Genomic DNA, 15,734 nt, shown 5'->3' on the forward strand with positions numbered 1-15,734 from the left:
GGCGTTTGTCCCGACATTCAGGATCATTCGACGACGTGAAAAACAATAAGCCCAAGCTTCGCTCCCTGGCCTTGGCCCTGGCGGTCAGTGCCGCCTCTGCCCACACCTATGCCGAGCAGGCGCCTGCTGCCATCCAGATCCAAGCCCAGCCGCTGTCTTCGGCCCTGGCCCAGCTCGGCCAGCAGACCAACCTGCAGTTGTTCTTCAGCCCGGAGCTGGTAGCCGGCAAGCAGGCCCCGGCCGTGTCCGGCAGCCTGGCGCCCGAGCAGGCCCTGCAACAATTGCTGCAGGGCAGTGGCCTGACCTACGAAATTTCCCAGGACACCGTGGTGGTCAAACCGGCGCAGGGCGCGGGCACCCTCACCACCGGCAGCCTGGAGCTGGCGCCTACTGATGTGAAGGTGGTCGGCGACTGGCTGGGCGATGCCCAGCAAAGCGTGGTGCAGAATCACCCCGGCGCGCGCACCGTGGTGCGCCGTGAAGCGATGGTCGAAGAGGGCGCGATGAACGTGCGCGATGTACTGCGCGGCATCCCCGGTGTGCAGGTGCAGGATTCCAACGGCACGGGCGGCAGCGACTTGTCGCTGAACGTCGGCGTGCGCGGCCTGACCTCGCGCCTTTCGCCGCGCTCGACCGTGTTGATCGACGGCATCCCCGCAGCCTTTGCCCCCTATGGTCAGCCGCAGCTGTCGATGGCGCCGATTTCCTCGGGCAACCTCGACAGCATCGACGTCGTGCGCGGTGCAGGCTCGGTGCGCTACGGCCCGCAGAACGTCGGCGGGGTGATCAACTTCGTTACCCGGGCAATCCCGCAGAAGGCCAGTGCCGAGTTGTCCACCACCCTGGAAACCTCCCGCCATGGCGGCTGGAAACACACCGAATCGGCGTTCGTTGGCGGCACCGCCGACAATGGCATGGGGGTGGCCTTGCTGTACACCGGGGTCAACGGCAATGGCTATCGCAGCAGCAACAATGGCAACGACATCGACGACGTCATCCTCAAGACCCATTGGGCGCCGACCGACAGCGACGAGTTCTGGCTCAACTTTCACTACTACGACGGCCGCGCCGACATGCCCGGTGGTTTGACCCAGGCGCAGTTCGACAGTGATCCGTACCAGTCGGTGCGGGACTACGACTATTTTGCTGGCCGGCGCAAAGATGTCTCGTTCAAATGGCAGCGGCAGATCGATGACGCCACCCAGTTCGAAGTGCTGACCTACTACACCGACAGCTTCCGCGGCAGCGCCATCGCTTCGCGTGACCAGAAAACCTTGTCGTCGTATCCGCGCAACTACCACACCTTCGCGATCGAGCCGCGCGTGTCGCGGATCTTCTTCGCCGGCCCAACGACCCAGGAAGTCAGCGTCGGTTATCGCTACCTGAAAGAAGCCATGCGTGAGCAGTCGACCCGTCTGGAACTGATCGACAATGTGCCTACCCCAACGCCTACCTCCGATGGCCATGTATTCCAGGACCGTAGCGGTGGCACCGAGGCCAGCGCCTACTACATCGACGACAAGATCGATGTGGGCAACTGGACCATCACCCCTGGCATCCGCTTCGAGCACATCAACACCGACTGGCGTGATCGCCCGGTGCTCGGCGCCAATGGCAAACCGGTGCCAGAGAAGAATCGCAGCATTACCAGTAACGAGCCGCTGCCGGCACTGAGCGTGATGTACCACCTCTCCGATGCGTGGAAAGTGTTCGCCAACTACGAGACCTCGTTCGGCAGCCTGCAGTACTTCCAGCTCGGCCAGGGTGGCACTGGCAACAGCACCGCCAATGGCCTGGAACCCGAGAAGGCCAAGACCTACGAAATCGGTACTCGCTATGACAACGGCAACTTTGCCGGTGAGCTGACCGCGTTCTACATCGACTTCGACGATGAGCTGCAGTACATCAGCAATGACGTTGGCTGGACCAACCTCGGCGCGACCAAGCACCAGGGGATCGAGGCATCGGTGCGCTATGAGCTGGCCGGCCTGGATCCACGCCTGGAAGGCCTGTCGGCCAATGCTGGCTTCACTTATACCCGCGCCACTTATGAAGGCGAGATTCCCGGATTCAAGGGACGCGACTTGCCGTTCTACTCGCGCCAGGTGGCTACTGCCGGACTGCGTTACCAGGTCAATCGCTGGACCTGGAATCTGGACGCTTTCGCCCAATCCAAGCAGCGTGCGCCGGGCACCGGCATCAACAACGACGGTAGCTTCAACGGCGACTACATCACCGAGCCGAGTGCCGATGGGCAGTATGGCGACATTCCTGGCTACGTAACCTGGCATGCCCGCGGCGGTTATGACTTTGGGTCGCAGATGTCCAATTTGAAGTTGGCAGCCGGGGTCAAGAACCTGTTCGACAAGCAGTACTACACCCGCTCCAGCGACAACAACTCGGGGTTGTATCTGGGCGAGCCGCGTACATTCTATGTGCAGGCTAGCGTCGGGTTCTGACATAGGCGGCGCACTTTTCGCGGGCAAGTCGCAGCGGCGAAGAGGCCGGTGAGCAGGGCGCTTCTCTACTGACTATCGCGGCCTTGGTTGCCCATCGAAGCTGCGTTTTGGGGGAGCCTGCTCGTCAGTAGTGCCAAGCAGACACTGATTGCGATCATGGGCATTGCCCAGCGCTTGGCAATCGGATGCAACGGCCCCGCTTTTCTGACACAGCCTTTGCTCCATGCCCGTCAGTTTCCGGCAGTCCTGCGCTTGCCACTGCAGGCTTGAGGCCTGCTTGGATTGCACGTTGAATTCCGCTTCGGCTGTCATGCAGGCGAAGATGCAGCAGGCAATGATCGACTTTTTCATGGCGCGGTCCGGGTAACATCGGTGATCGCCGATGATGCCCGGACGCACGGCTTGTATAAGTCAGCCTGCTCCTAGGTTATTGAGCGAACGGTCTTAAGAAGCCACCGCTTCTGCAGGTGAAACGATGCTGGTCTTGGCCCCGCGCGAGCGTCCCGAGCTCAAGTAGGCAGCAATCGACTCCTGAGTGACCTCGCCGAGGAACACCTGCTCGGCATCCAGCACCGGCAGCCAGGCCCGGTTGAACTCGTACATCCGCGACAACAGGATACGCAGGTGCTCATCGTGCGATGCGGTAGCGTTGAACTGGCGCAGGAAGTCGCCACAGGTGCCTTGCTGGCGATGCATGTCACGCCGGCGCACATAGCCCAGCGCTTTGTTACCGGCATCGGTGACCACCACATAGCGCCGGTCATGCTCGTCCAACAGCTCCAGGGCATCGCTGACCGGCGTCTCGGGGCTGACCGAGGGCGCGTTGTCCGCCGCGTCTTCTGCCCGCACCAGCAGCAGGCGCTTGAGGGTGCTGTCCTGACCTACGAAGTTGCTGACGAAATCATCCACCGGATGGGCCAGCAAGGTGTCCGGATGATCGAGCTGCAACAGCTTGCCGGCGCGGAAGATGGCGATCTTGTCGCCCAGCTTGATCGCCTCGTCGATGTCGTGGCTGACCATGATCACGGTCTTGTTCAGTGCTCGTTGCATCTCGAAGAATTCGTTCTGGATCATCTCTCGGTTGATCGGGTCGACCGCGCCGAACGGCTCGTCCATCAGCAGCACCGGCGCTTCGGCAGCCAGTGCGCGAATCACACCAATACGCTGCTGCTGGCCGCCGGACAGTTCCCGCGGATAGCGTTGCAGGTACTGCTTGGGCTCGAGCTTGATCATGCTCATCAGCTCGCGGGCGCGCTCGTGGCATTTTTGCTTGTCCCAGCCGAGCAAGCGCGGCACCACGGTGATGTTCTCCTCGATGGTCATGTTGGGGAACAGACCGATCTGCTGGATCACGTAGCCGATGTGCCGGCGCAAGGTCACTTCGTCCAGACCGGTGGTGTCCTCGCCATTGATGAACACCTGGCCGGAGGTCGGCGTAATCAAGCGGTTGATCATCTTCAGGGTGGTGCTCTTGCCGCAGCCCGAGGGGCCGAGGAATACGCAGATTTCGCCTTCGTTGACGGTCAGGCTTACCGAGTCGACGGCTTTGACGTCCTTGCCGTTGACGTTGAAGGTCTTGCTGAGGTTCTTGAGTTCGATCATGAGCGCAGTCCTTCTGGAGTCAGGGCACGTTGCAGGGTTTGCAGGAGCAGGTCGGCGATGATCGCCAGCAGGCTGACCAGCACGGCGCCGACCAGCAGCATCGACATGTCGCTGCGGCTGATGGAAGTGAGGATGAGCACGCCCAGGCCGCCAGCACCGATGGTTGCGGCGATGGTCATGACGCCGATGTTCATCACCACGGCGGTACGCACGCCAGCGAGAATCACCGGCACCGCGATGGGCAGCTCGACCATGCGCAGGCGTTGGCCGAAGGTCATGCCGATGCCGCGTGCCGCTTCACGGATGCCCGGCTCGACGTTGGTCAGCGCCAGGTAGGTGTTGCGCAGGATCGGCAGCAGTGAATAAAGGAACACCGCGGTGATCGCTGGCAGCGGGCCGAGCCCCTGGCCGAACTTGGAGTAGAACGGCAGCAGCAGGCCGAACAGGGCGATCGAGGGGATGGTCAGCAGCACAGTGGCGCTTGCTTGCAGCGGGCCGGCAACGACCGGAAAGCGGGTCATCAGGATGCCCAGTGGCACGCCGACGAGAATGGCCAGGCTGACCGCGATGCCGACCAGCATGATGTGCTGCCAGGTCAGCTGCAGCACCTGGGCCCAGTCGAGGTGGGCGAACGTGTCGAGCAAGCTCATGGCTGGACCTCCTTGAGGGGGTGCTCACGCAGGAATGCGGCGGCGACGGCGGTGGGGTTCTGGTGGTCGACGTCGACCTTGGCGTTGAGCTGACGCATGGTCTCGTCGTCGAGCTGCTCGGCCAGCGGCTTGAGCAGGGCGACCAGTTGCGGGTTGGCGTCGAGCACTGCCTTGCGTACCACCGGCGCTGCGGTGTAGTCGGGGAAGTAGTGCTTGTCGTCTTCGAGCAGCTTGAGGTTGAACGCGCTCAGGCGCCCGTCGGTGGTGTAGACCAGGCCGGCGAACACCTGGTTGTTGTGCATGGCGGTGTAGACCAGGCCGGCGTCCATCTGGCGGATGTTGGCGCGGCCAACTTGCAGGTCGTACATCTCTTTGAGGCCGACCAGGCCGTCTGGGCGGTTGGCGAACTCGGTGTCCAGGGCCACCAGGTGATTACGCTGGTGTTCGTCACGCAGCACCTGGTTGAGGTCGCTGATCGAGTTGATCTGCGGGTAGGCCTCGGCGATCTGCTTGGGCAAGCCCAGGGCATAGGTGTTGCTGAATTTCGACGGGGCCAGCCAGATCAGGTCTTTCTTTGCGTCCAGCTCCTTGACCTTGGCATAGGTGGCCTCGGCGCTGGGCATGCGCTCGTCGATGTGGTTGTAGGACACCAGCGACACCCCGGTGTATTCCCACATCAGGTCGAGCTGGCCGGTTTCCTGCGCCTGGCGAGCGATGCTGCTGCCAAGGCCAGTGGTCACGCGCACATCGAAGCCGTTGGCGCGCAGGTATTGGGCGGTGATTTCAGCGAGCACGGTCTGTTCGGTGAACACCCGCGCGCCGATGCGTACCAGCGGTTTGTCCGCCGCCTGGGCAAATCCTGCGAACAGCAGGGCCGCGCCCAGCAGCAAGGCGATTGTCTTGTTCATACGTTCCCTCTTGTTATTGGGCCAGGCCACGTTCCAGCCAGCGCTTGCTGGAGAAACTCACCGCGGCATCCAGCACCAGTGCCAGCAACGCGGTACAGGCAGCGCCGAGCAGCAGTTGTGGCTGGTTGTTCAGGGCGATGCCGGGGAAAATCAGGCTGCCCAGGCTGTTGGCGCCGATCAGGAAGGCCAGGGGGGCGGTGCCGACGTTCAGCGCCAGGGCCACGCGCACACCGCCGACGATGATCGGCACGGCATTGGGCAGCTCAACCTGCCAGAGTTGCTGGCGCGGGGTCATGCCGATGCCGGTAGCGGCTTCCTTGAGCGAGGCGGGGACGTTTTTCAGGCCTTCGTAGGTGTTGCGCACGATAGGCAGGAGGGAGGCGAGGAACAGCGCGAAGATCGCAGGACCTGCGCCGATGCCCAGGATACTCAGGGCGATGGCCAGAACGGCCAGGGGGGGAATGGTGTTGCCAACGTTGAAGAACTGCATGAAGCGCTCGGCTTTGTCGACCCGGTGCGGTCGACTCAACGCAATGCCAGCGGGGATGCCCACGGCCAACGCCGCCGCCATCGAAGCCAGCACCAGCACCAGGTGCGCTTGCAGGTAAAACCATAGATCGTCGCGATAGCGCGCGATCGTATCGAGGCCGATCCAGTGGATCAGCAGGGCCAGGATGACGAGCACGGTGGCGCATCCCAACAGCCCTTTTCCGTAGCGTGTAGCCACAGGCGGACTCCTTGTGTTGTCGGCGAGCACACTCTTTTTTTGGCCGGCCATACCTGGCAGCGAGTGGTGTGTTCGCGAGTAGCAGCGTGAAGCAACCGAAGGCTGCGATCAGGCCATGAGCCGAACCCCGTCGGGCCCGAAAATGCTGATGAAACCAGTCCCCAACCAGCGGCGGTTACCGGGGAGTGGACGTCTCCGTAGCCGTAAAGGTTCCCATCTACAGCGGCATTTGGCCAGCGTTAATCACTGGGTAGCATGCTTATTGGCAGGATAAAGCAGCGGCTTTGTGCGTTACAGGCGTTGAAATAACTGCCCTGTAGCCATTGGTCATGAAAAACCTGGGCGATTAAATTATTTTGTGTCGCAGACATTGGGGTTCTGCCTGTTGCGGCCTCTTCGCGGGCAAGCCCGCTCCCACAGGTTTGGTGGTAATCCCGGTAAGAGCAGGCTGGCGCGCGCAGAGGCTGGAGCAGACCACACATCATTTTTGCCGGACCGCCAGACACCCCGGCTTTGGTCCTTGGCCGACTTCAGGTATGATATCGCCCCTTTTTTCAATCCCCAGTCAGGCGATTTCCCATGACCAACCAGGCCGCCGAAGTCGCGAAACGCCGCACTTTCGCAATCATTTCCCACCCCGACGCCGGTAAGACCACCATCACCGAGAAGCTCCTGCTGATGGGCAAGGCCATTGCCGTCGCTGGTACCGTGAAGTCGCGTAAGTCCGACCGCCACGCCACCTCCGACTGGATGGAAATGGAGAAGCAGCGCGGCATCTCCATCACCACCTCGGTGATGCAGTTCCCCTATCGCGAGCACATGATCAACCTGCTCGACACCCCCGGCCACGAAGACTTCTCCGAAGACACCTACCGCACCCTGACCGCAGTCGACTCGGCGCTGATGGTGCTCGACGGCGGTAAAGGCGTAGAGCCGCGGACCATCGCCCTGATGGACGTCTGCCGTCTGCGGGATACGCCGATCGTCAGCTTCATCAACAAACTCGACCGCGATATCCGCGACCCGATCGAGCTGCTCGACGAGATCGAAGCGGTACTCAAGATCAAGGCCGCGCCGATCACCTGGCCGATTGGTTGCTACCGCGACTTCAAGGGTGTCTATCACCTGGCAGGCGACTACATCATCGTCTACACCCCAGGCCATGGCCACGAGCGTACCGAGGTCAAGATCATCGAGAAGCTCGACTCCGACGAAGCCCGCGCGCATCTGGGCGATGAGTACGAGCGCTTCCTCGAACAACTGGAGCTGGTGCAGGGCGCCTGCCATGAGTTCGACCAGGACGAGTTCATCAACGGTCAGCTGACGCCGGTGTTCTTCGGTACCGCCTTGGGCAACTTCGGCGTCGACCATGTGCTTGACGCCGTGGTCGATTGGGCGCCGCGTCCGTTGGCCCGTGTCGCCCATGAGCGGACCGTAGAGCCCGTGGAAGAGAAGTTCAGCGGTTTCGTGTTCAAGATTCAGGCGAACATGGACCCGAAACACCGCGACCGCATCGCCTTCATGCGGATCTGCTCGGGCAAGTACGAGAAGGGCATGAAGATGCGTCATGTGCGCACCGGCAAGGACGTGCGCATCGGCGACGCCCTGACCTTCTTCTCCTCCGAGCGTGAGCAGTTGGAAGAGGCCTACGCCGGTGACATCATCGGCCTGCACAACCACGGCACGATCCAGATCGGCGATACCTTCAGCGAAGGCGAGAACCTGGGCTTCACCGGTATTCCGCACTTCGCCCCGGAGCTGTTCCGCCGGGTACGCCTGAAGGATCCGCTCAAGTCCAAGCAGCTGCGCCAGGGTCTGCAGCAGTTGGCCGAAGAGGGCGCCACCCAGGTGTTCTTCCCGCTGCGCAGCAACGACATCATCCTCGGCGCGGTCGGTGTGCTGCAGTTCGATGTGGTCGCCAGCCGTTTGAAGGAAGAGTACAAGGTCGAATGCGCCTACGAGCCGATCACGGTTTGGTCGGCGCGTTGGATCAGCTGCGATGACAAGAAGAAGTTCGAGGAATTCGAGAACAAGGCGGTGGAAAACCTGGCGGTGGATGGCGGTGGTCACCTGACCTACCTGGCGCCGACACGGGTCAACCTGGCGCTGATGGAAGAGCGCTGGCCGGATGTGAAATTCCGCGCGACTCGCGAACACCACTGACAGCCGGACCCGTGGGAGCGGGCTTGCCCCGCGATAGCTATTTCAGGTTCACCTGAGCTATCGCGGGGCAAGCCCGCTCCCACGTATGTTTCAGTTACCGGCCTTGATGCTGGTCCAGATCCTGGTACGAATCCGGTCGATCTTCGCCGGCATCGCCTCTAGCGCATACAGCTTGCCCATCACATCCTCGCTCGGATAAATCATCGTGTTGCCCTTCATCGCCGGGTCAACCAGCGCATCCGCCTTGAGGTTGCCGTTGGCGTACTGCACATGGTTACTGATGTTGGCCATCACATCCGGCTGCAGCAGGTAATTCATGTAGGCGTAACCGGCCTTCTCGTTGGGTGCATCGGCGGGCATGGCGACCATGTCGAACCACATCGGCGCGCCTTCCTTGGGAATCGAATAGCCCACTTTCACGCCATTGTTGGCCTCCTCGGCGCGGTTCTTCGCCTGCAGTACATCCCCCGAGAAACCGACCACCACGCAGACATCGCCGTTGGCCAGATCGCCGGTGTACTTGGACGAGTGGAAGTAGCTGATGTACGGGCGCACCTTCATCAACAGCGCTTTGGCCTTGTCGTAGTCTTTCGGATCCTGGCTGTGGTGCGGCAAGCCCAGGTAGTGCAGTGCGATTGGCAGCAGCTCCGGGCCATTGTCGAGCACCGCCACTCCGCAGCCCTTGAGCTTGGCCATGTACTCAGGTTTGAAGATCAAGTCCCAGGAGTCGACCGGGGCGTTATCGCCGAGCACTGCCTTGACCTTGTCGATGTTGTAGCCGATGCCGGTACTGCCCCACAGGTAGGGGAAACCGTACTGGTTGCCTGGGTCGTTGACCTCCAGCGCCTTGAGCAGCACCGGGTTGAGGTTATGCCAGTTGGGCAGCTGGCTCTTGTCCAGCTTCTTCAAGGCCTTGCCTTGAATTTGCCGGGCCATGAAGTGGTTGGAAGGAAAGACCACGTCGTAGCCGGAGTTACCGGTCATCAGTTTGCCGTCGAGCGTCTCGTTGCTGTCGAACACGTCGTAGGTCGGCACGATGCCGCTGGCCTGCTGGAAGTTCTTCAGGGTGTCGGGGGCGATGTAGCTGGACCAGTTGTAGATCTTCACCGAGTCGGCGGCATTGGCCACGCAGGCGGCCAGCATCAGTGGGGCGATAAGAAGCGTGCGCATGTCCGGTATACCTTGCTTGGTCTGTTGTTATCGAAGGGGTATCGAAAGGCGGCAGAGGCGATCAGCGGATCAGAAAATCAGAACGTAGGTCTTGCGCACGGTTTCCTGGATATCCCAGGTGCCGGTGCTGTTGGCCGGTAGCATCAGTGCGTCTCCGGCTTCTATGAGCAGGGGCTCGCCACCGTCAGGGGTGAAGGTGCAGCGGCCCTTGATGAAATGGCAGAACTCCTGTTGCACGATCTGCCGCCGCCAGCGCCCGGGGCTGCACTCCCAGATGCCGGTTTCGACACCGTCGCTGCGCTCGACGCTGGTGACCGACGTCACCGCGACGGGTTCGCCAAGGGGGACGGCGACCGGGTTGGCGTGCTCGAGGATGGCGCTGTCGGTGTGCTTGAACTGGGTAATGCTCATGACCGGTGGATCCTGTGTGGTGATAAAGGCAAGTCAGTGCATGAAGCCTTCCATGAGGTCCGCCAGGCCACTGGCCAGGCGCCGCCTCCACGGCGCGCTGGCAGGGTTGGCGAGGGTCCTGTCCTCGTGGACGAAACTCTGGATGATCGCGTTGTAGCCCAGCCAGCGGCACGGTTCGGGCGGCCAGCTGGCCAGGCTCGACACTGGGCGGTTGTCGTGCACCCAGGGCTGGGCGGTGAGGGGGTTGTGTTGGCCGAGAATCAACGCTGCCAGGGTGCGCCCGCCGAGGTTGGTAGCGCCGACGCCTTCACCGCCATAGCCGCCGGCCAGGGCAATGCCGCGCTGACGGTCGCAAAGCATGTGCGGGCGGAACCGCCGTGCCATGCCAAGGTTGCCGCCCCAGGAGTGGGTGATGCGCACGTGCTTGAGCTGCGGGAACAGTTCGCCGAACAGATAACGGCGCAGCTCGATCTCGTTGTCTTCGAGGTTGAAGTTCTCGCGCAGACGACCGCCGAAGCGATAACCGCCGCGTGCGCCGAACACCAGGCGGTTGTCGGCGGTGCGCTGCCCGTAGGTGACCTGGCGGCTGCTCTCGCTGAAGGCTTGCCCCTGAGCCAGGCCGATCTGCTCCCAGGTCGATTCTGGCAGTGGCTCGGTGGCCACCAGCAGGCTCTGCACCGGCAATTGATGCTTACCCAGCGGCGGTAGGCTGGCGGCGTAGCCTTCTACAGCCGGCACCACCCAGTGGGTGCGCACCTGGGCCAGCGGCGTGCGTACTTCGCCGGGCTGAAAGTCATTGGCGGGGGTGTTCTCGTAGATTGTCACACCCATGCTCTCGACTACCCGCGCCAGGCCGCGCACCAGCTTGGCGGGCTGAATGGTGGCGGTGTGCGGGCTGAAGATCGCGCCGTAGGCGTTGCTCACGCGCAATTGCCCATCCAACTGCTCGGGGCGCAGCCAGCGGTAGTCATCTTCGGTCATGCCTTGGCGGTAAAGGTCGTCTAAGTAGGCGCGCAGGCTGCGCTCCTGCTCGGGGTAGCGTGCAGCGCAATACAGCACGCCGCCTTTGCGATAGTCGCAGTCGATGCCTTCGCGCTTGAGCACGCTGTCGACTTCATCGGGAATGCCATGCAGCAAGTCGATGCTGGCGCGCCGTTGCTGTGGCGAAAGGGTGGCCAGCAGACGATCCTCGCCGAGCATGTTGCCCATCAGCCAGCCGCCGTTGCGCCCGGAGGCGCCGAAGCCAGCGATATGGGCTTCGACGATGGCGATCTTCAGTTGCGGTGCCTGGCGCTTGAGGTAGTAGGCGGTCCACAGCCCGGTGTAGCCAGCGCCGATGATGCATACGTCCAGATCGAGGTCTTCGCGCAGGGCAGGGCGTGCGCAGAGGGGCTCGTCGAGCTGGTCCATCCAAAGGCTGATCGTGCGCCAGGGTTGCATCAGGTGCGGCTCCACATCGGTAAGGTCTGTGGCCGATCCTAGGGTCCTGTGGCGGTGGCTGTCTTACGTGCGTGCACGCAGGGAAACTTGCTTCACATAGGCCTTGGGCGAAAGACCGGTGTGTTCGCGGAACGCTTTGTAGAACGCCGACAGCGAGTTGAAACCGGCGCTGAAGGCCAGCTCGTCCATGGTCGAGGCGACGCTGTCATCGTCCAGCCCGGCCAGCAAATGTTGCAGGCGGGCTTGGTTGACGTAGCGATAGAAGCTCTGGCCGAGCACTTGATTGAGCAGGTAGGAGATCTGGTTGCGGCTGTAGCCGCTCTCTTTGGCAACCCGCTGCAAGTCCAGTTCGGGGTCCAGATAGGGGCGCTGGCGCTGGAAATAGTGCTCAAGGTCCTGGGCCATGGTGCTCAGTTGCCTGGGCGACAAGCCCAGGCGGCTGGTAGCCGGGCGCGAGCTGGCGCCGCTGAGCCCCTGCGTGTTCTGGCGCACCAGGGTGGCGTACTCGTTGACCCGCCAGATCAAGCCGTCCTTGACCGTGATCGCTTCGCTGGATTGGAACGCGGCCAGGCCGTCGCCGCCCTGCACGGTGACCTGGTACTGGATGAACGCAGTACAGCCATCGACGCGGATGCGATCGCTATGGACGATGTCCTCGCCGGCTTCGTGGGGCAGGCACACGCGTACGTAGTCGCGTAGCGCCTGGTAGTTGAGCACGCGGTTCTGGAAAAAGTCGTGGTACTCGACGTCCGGGTGATACAGCGCCATCACCCCGTCGAGGTCTCGGTGCTTCCAGCACAGGTGGTAGCGCAGGACCGTTGCGGCGGTGATCGGCGTTTGTTCAGGGCCGTCGGGGAGTGTGCTCGGGATCATGCAAGTGATGGTGCCGGTGAGATCATCGCGGGGCAAGCCCGCTCCCGCACATTTTGCCACTGTGTCAGGGGTCTGGTGAGAGCGGGCTTGCCCCGCGATGAGTGCGCTGGACCTTGCATAAAACCCTGAGCTCAAAGCGCCAATCCGGGTGTTTTGCACGATCCTTACCAGCCTGATCCAGCTAACCCGTTGATTTGCCGTTGTGTAATTTTTTGACACAGTTGGCACAGCGCCTGCACCGCCCTAAGTGCAAAGCACATGGAATCGTTGCTCACCACAAAAGGCGCTGAATCATGATTACCACTGCCGATCTGCCAACCACCGTCGCCGAGGGCCCGAATCGCTCGGGTGTGTCCTGGGCGGCGATCTTCGCGGGTGCCGCTGCGGCGGCCGCCTTGTCATTGATCCTGATGATCCTCGGCGCAGGCCTGGGGTTCGCTGCGACTTCCCCCTGGGCCCATGAGGGCGCCAGTGCCAAGGCGCTGGGTATTTCCACCATCGTCTGGCTGCTGGTCACACAGATTATCGCTTCGGGTGCCGGTGGCTACATCGCCGGGCGGCTGCGGGTGAAGTGGGCCAACCTGCACGGTGACGAGGTGTATTTCCGCGATACCGCCCATGGGCTGTTGGCCTGGGCAGTCGCTACATTGGTCGCCGCCATGTTGATCGTGGCCACCGCAGGCAATATCGCCAGTGCCGGTGCCCAGGCGGGCGCCGCTGCGGTGGGTGGAATGGCTGCCGCGTCGACCGCGGCGGTTGCCAAGGATGCCGGCGGGCCTGATGCCGATCCGATGGGTTACTACGTCGATGGCCTGTTCCGCAGCGAGGGCCCTGCGGCCGTCAGCGAAGATGCGGCCAATGCGGTGGCGGGGCGAATTGTCACCCGCGCCCTGAGCAATGGCGGGGCGATGGATCCGGCTGACCGCACTTATCTGGCGCAGTTGGTGGCGCAGCGTACCCGCTTGACCCAGGCCGAAGCCGAGGCGCGGGTCGATCAGGTCTATGCCCAGGTTCAGGAGGATGCACAAAAAGCCAAGGTTGCCGCTCAGCAAGCGGCAGACACGGCGGCCAAGGTGGCGGCGTGGACGGCGCTGTGGACCTTCATTGCGCTGCTGTGCGGTGCGTTTTTCGCAAGCTTCGCTGCCCTGTTCGGTGGTCGTCAGCGCGATCAAGCGCGCTGGATCGACGAGGATGGGCTGGGGTATGGCGAGCGGCGTGCGGTTAACGCTGGGACTGCGCCGATTCGCTAAGGGTTAACGTTCGAGGAGAAACATCATGCGCTCTATATTGCTGTGGATGCTTGGGGTACCGATTCCGGTGATCATTCTGATCGCGATCTTTATGCATTGAAGATTTTGGGGCCGCAAAGCGGCCCCAAAAAGCATCATGCCAATCTAAAGAAACTGCTCCGCGTAATGACACGCCACCTGCCGCGTCCCAACCTGGCGAAACGCCGGCACTTCCTTGCCACAGCGCTCCGTGGCATACGGGCAACGCTTGTGAAATGCACAACCATCCGGCGGATTGAGCGGGTTAGGCAGCTCCCCGGTGATGCGAATCTTCGGCTTCAACGGATCGGGATGAATCGCCGGCGTCGCCGACAGCAAGGCCTGGGTATAGGGATGCAGCGGTTTCTCGTAGATATCTTCCTTCGGCCCCATCTCCGCTGGCCTTCCTAAGTACATCACCAGCACCTGATCGGCCACATGCCGCACCACCGCCAGGTTGTGCGAGATGAACACGTAGGCGGTGTTGAACTGTTTTTGCAGGTCCATGAACAGGTTCAGCACCTGCGCCTGGATCGACACATCCAGCGCCGAGGTCGGCTCATCGGCCACCAGCACCTTGGGCTGCAACATCATCGCTCGGGCCAGGGCGATCCGCTGGCGCTGGCCACCGGAGAACATATGCGGATAACGCTGGTAATGCTCAGGGCGCAGGCCCACCTGCTGCATCATCGCCTGCACCCGTTCACGGCGCTCGGCCTTGCTCAGCGACGTGTTGATCAGCAGCGGCTCGGCCAACTGGTCGCCGATCTTCTGCCGCGGGTTGAGCGAGGCGTACGGGCTCTGGAAGACCATCTGTACGTCGCGGCGCAGTTGCTTGCGCTCGGCCTTGCTGGCGCCGTTGACTTCGGTGCCGGCGATCTGCAGCGAACCTGCGGTGGGCTCTTCGATCAAGGTCAGTGCGCGGGCCAGGGTCGACTTGCCACAACCGGACTCGCCCACTACGGCGAGGGTCTTGCCAGCCTCCAGCTCGAACGACACGCCATTGAGCGCACGTACCAGGGCGTGGCCTTTGAACAGGCCGCGGGACACTTCGTAATGGCGGGTCAGGTCACGGGCGGTAAGCACGGCGGTCATCACGCCACCTCCTGGTTCAGCGGATAGAAGCAACGCGCCAGGCTATGCGCCTGCGGGGCAAGAGGCGGGCGTTGGCGTCGGCAGTTGTCCTGCACATAAGGGCAGCGCGGCGACAGCAGGCAACCTTGCGGGCGGTCGTAACGGCCGGGGACGATACCGGGCAAGGTGGCCAGGCGCTCGGCGCCGATACTGTGCTCAGGAATGGCAGCCAGCAACGCCTCGCTGTAGGGGTGGGCAGGGAGGTCGAACAGCTCCGGTACCTGGCCGACTTCCACCGCTTGGCCGGCGTACATCACGCATACGCGCTTGGCCGTTTCAGCGACCACGGCCAGGTCGTGGGTGATCAGGATCAGGGCCATGTTGCGTTCTTTCTGCAAGTTGACCAGCAGCTCCATGATCTGCGCCTGGATGGTCACATCCAGCGCGGTGGTCGGCTCGTCGGCGATCAGCAGCTTGGGCTCGCCAGCAATGGCCATGGCGATTGCCACGCGCTGGCTCATGCCGCCGGAGAGCTGATGCGGGTAGGCATCCAGGCGGCTTTCGGCGGCAGGGATCTCGACCTTCTTGAGCAATTCGAGTGCCCGTTGGCGCGCCGCCTTGCCCTTCAGGCCCAGGTGTTGGCGCAGTACTTCTTCGATCTGGAAGCCTACGGTGTAGCTAGGGTTGAGCGCGGTCATCGGGTCCTGGAAGACCATGGCGATGTCCTTGCCGACCACTTTGCGCCGCTGACGGCCGCTGAGCTTGAGCATGTCGATGCCAGCGAAGGTCATGGCATCGGCGGTGATCCGCCCCGGGGCGTCGATCAGGCCCATCAGGGCCATCATGGTCACCGACTTGCCGGAGCCTGATTCGCCGACGATGGCGACGATCTCGCCCGCGTCCACCGCCAGGTCCAAGCCGTCCACGACAGGTACGGCATCGGCGTCGCCGAAGCGCACATTGAGATTGTTGATCTGCAACAGTGACAT

General features: G+C 62.5%; 14 protein-coding genes. 3 read left to right on the forward strand and 11 right to left on the reverse strand.

All coding sequences use genetic code 11. The features are described 5' to 3' along the window. The first annotated feature begins 35 nt into the window (after positions 1 to 35). Positions 36 to 2,459: a TonB-dependent siderophore receptor gene (locus HU737_RS01265; RefSeq protein WP_186554066.1), complete on the forward strand. Its 2,424-nt coding sequence runs from the start codon at positions 36 to 38 to the stop codon at positions 2,457 to 2,459. Between the two features lie 72 nt (positions 2,460 to 2,531). Here HU737_RS01265 and HU737_RS01270 read toward each other — a convergent pair whose 3' ends face one another. The 5 genes from HU737_RS01270 to HU737_RS01290 all read right to left on the reverse strand — a co-directional run bounded on the left by HU737_RS01270 (position 2,532) and on the right by HU737_RS01290 (position 6,346). Next, positions 2,532 to 2,810, reverse strand: coding sequence for a hypothetical protein (locus tag HU737_RS01270; protein WP_186554065.1), 279 nt, complete (start codon positions 2,808 to 2,810; stop codon positions 2,532 to 2,534). A 93-nt stretch (positions 2,811 to 2,903) separates the two neighbouring features. After that, positions 2,904 to 4,061 carry an osmoprotectant ABC transporter ATP-binding protein OsmV gene (locus HU737_RS01275; protein ID WP_186554064.1) on the reverse strand — a complete coding sequence of 386 codons (1,158 nt, stop codon included), beginning with the start codon at positions 4,059 to 4,061 and terminating at the stop codon, positions 2,904 to 2,906. Continuing rightward, a complete protein-coding gene (locus HU737_RS01280) occupies positions 4,058 to 4,711 on the reverse strand; it encodes an ABC transporter permease (RefSeq protein ID WP_186554063.1) in 654 nt (217 codons plus the stop codon). The genes HU737_RS01275 and HU737_RS01280 overlap by 4 nt, the downstream gene beginning before the upstream one ends. Then, the gene (locus tag HU737_RS01285) at positions 4,708 to 5,619 is read right to left on the reverse strand and encodes a glycine betaine ABC transporter substrate-binding protein (RefSeq protein ID WP_186554062.1); all 912 of its coding nucleotides are present in this window, start codon (positions 5,617 to 5,619) and stop codon (positions 4,708 to 4,710) included. The genes HU737_RS01280 and HU737_RS01285 overlap by 4 nt, the downstream gene beginning before the upstream one ends. Before the next feature lie 13 nt (positions 5,620 to 5,632). Then, a complete protein-coding gene (locus tag HU737_RS01290; RefSeq protein WP_186554061.1) occupies positions 5,633 to 6,346 on the reverse strand; it encodes an ABC transporter permease in 714 nt (237 codons plus the stop codon). 579 nt (positions 6,347 to 6,925) lie between these two features. Between HU737_RS01290 and HU737_RS01295 the strand changes: the two genes are divergently transcribed. Continuing rightward, positions 6,926 to 8,509, forward strand: coding sequence for a peptide chain release factor 3 (locus HU737_RS01295; RefSeq protein ID WP_186554060.1), 1,584 nt, complete (start codon positions 6,926 to 6,928; stop codon positions 8,507 to 8,509). Positions 8,510 to 8,599: 90 nt separating this feature from the next. Here the strand turns inward: HU737_RS01295 and HU737_RS01300 are convergent, their stop codons facing one another. From HU737_RS01300 to HU737_RS01315, 4 genes are all read right to left on the reverse strand, one after another. Beyond that, complete coding sequence (locus HU737_RS01300) at positions 8,600 to 9,679, reverse strand: polyamine ABC transporter substrate-binding protein (RefSeq protein WP_186554059.1); 1,080 nt, start codon at positions 9,677 to 9,679, stop codon at positions 8,600 to 8,602. 69 nt (positions 9,680 to 9,748) lie between these two features. Next, positions 9,749 to 10,090 carry a cupin domain-containing protein gene (locus HU737_RS01305; protein ID WP_186554058.1) on the reverse strand — a complete coding sequence of 114 codons (342 nt, stop codon included), beginning with the start codon at positions 10,088 to 10,090 and terminating at the stop codon, positions 9,749 to 9,751. A 33-nt stretch (positions 10,091 to 10,123) separates the two neighbouring features. Continuing rightward, positions 10,124 to 11,530: an NAD(P)/FAD-dependent oxidoreductase gene (locus HU737_RS01310; RefSeq protein WP_186554057.1), complete on the reverse strand. Its 1,407-nt coding sequence runs from the start codon at positions 11,528 to 11,530 to the stop codon at positions 10,124 to 10,126. A gap of 63 nt (positions 11,531 to 11,593) precedes the next feature. Beyond that, on the reverse strand, positions 11,594 to 12,403 hold the full coding sequence (locus tag HU737_RS01315) for an AraC family transcriptional regulator (RefSeq protein ID WP_186554296.1): 810 nt from the start codon (positions 12,401 to 12,403) through the stop codon (positions 11,594 to 11,596). A 293-nt stretch (positions 12,404 to 12,696) separates the two neighbouring features. Between HU737_RS01315 and HU737_RS01320 the strand changes: the two genes are divergently transcribed. Continuing rightward, the gene (locus tag HU737_RS01320) at positions 12,697 to 13,653 is read left to right on the forward strand and encodes a hypothetical protein (protein ID WP_186554056.1); all 957 of its coding nucleotides are present in this window, start codon (positions 12,697 to 12,699) and stop codon (positions 13,651 to 13,653) included. 144 nt (positions 13,654 to 13,797) lie between these two features. On the opposite strand, the gene HU737_RS01325 is transcribed toward HU737_RS01320, so the two are convergent. Further along, the gene (locus HU737_RS01325; RefSeq protein WP_186554055.1) at positions 13,798 to 14,766 is read right to left on the reverse strand and encodes a peptide ABC transporter ATP-binding protein; all 969 of its coding nucleotides are present in this window, start codon (positions 14,764 to 14,766) and stop codon (positions 13,798 to 13,800) included. Continuing rightward, positions 14,766 to 15,734 carry an ABC transporter ATP-binding protein gene (locus HU737_RS01330; protein ID WP_186554054.1) on the reverse strand — a complete coding sequence of 323 codons (969 nt, stop codon included), beginning with the start codon at positions 15,732 to 15,734 and terminating at the stop codon, positions 14,766 to 14,768. Before HU737_RS01330 ends, HU737_RS01325 begins: the two co-directional genes overlap by 1 nt.

The sequence above is a fragment of the Pseudomonas urmiensis genome (genome assembly GCF_014268815.2).
In the GTDB taxonomy this organism is placed as follows: Bacteria; Pseudomonadota; Gammaproteobacteria; order Pseudomonadales; family Pseudomonadaceae; genus Aquipseudomonas; species Aquipseudomonas urmiensis.